This is a genomic window from Leeuwenhoekiella sp. CH_XMU1409-2 (genome assembly GCF_037029365.1).
In the GTDB taxonomy this organism is placed as follows: domain Bacteria; phylum Bacteroidota; class Bacteroidia; order Flavobacteriales; family Flavobacteriaceae; genus Leeuwenhoekiella; species Leeuwenhoekiella blandensis.
The window spans coordinates 1-670 of record NZ_JAYMEI010000056.1; the positions used below are offsets into that span (position 1 = coordinate 1).

A 670-nucleotide genomic window follows, 5' to 3' on the forward strand; every position below is an offset into this window, starting at 1 on the left:
ATTTACAGGATATAAAATTGTTGCAATTTGAAAATCGAATGGTTAATCAGCGTTTCGTCTTTGGAGGCATTCTTATTGTGGTTCTTTCCATCGCATTGTTAATCTGGCGCTCCCGATTATTTGCACTAAAAAAGGTGAAACTTCAGCAGGCATTTGCAAAACGACTTGTAGATCATTTAGAACAAGACCGAAAACACATTGCAGGTGAGCTTCATGATAGTATTGGTCAAAATCTACTACTTTTAAAACATAAAGCTCAACTTGATCAAAAAACAGATGCCGAATTGATACAACAAACCATAGACGAGGTTAGAAGTATATCACAGCATTTACACCCCTTTCAATTTGAGAATTTAGGTTTACTTAATTCCATCAGTTATACCGTTGAGAATTTTCAAAACAATTCTGAAATTTTTTATTCTGAAGACATACAGATAGCACATCATCGTATTGCGAAAGAGAAAGAAATTTTTATTTATAGAATGATTCAGGAATGTTTGACCAATGTAGAAAAACATTCCAAAGCCAAAGCTTGCGCAGTACGCGTTTACGATACGCCGAGCGCAGTTTATTTTGAGGTTAAAGATAATGGGGTAGGTTTTGATGTTAGCAGTAAAGAACAACAAATGAACAGTCTAGGGCTTAAAAACCTCAAGGAACGCGCGGAACT

1 protein-coding gene is annotated in these 670 nt (G+C 35.7%); it reads left to right on the forward strand.

The genetic code is table 11. The annotated features are described in order from the left end of the window. Positions 1-670 (forward strand): sensor histidine kinase (locus WA338_RS18855; protein ID WP_336094568.1); only part of this gene is annotated, 670 nt, incomplete at both ends.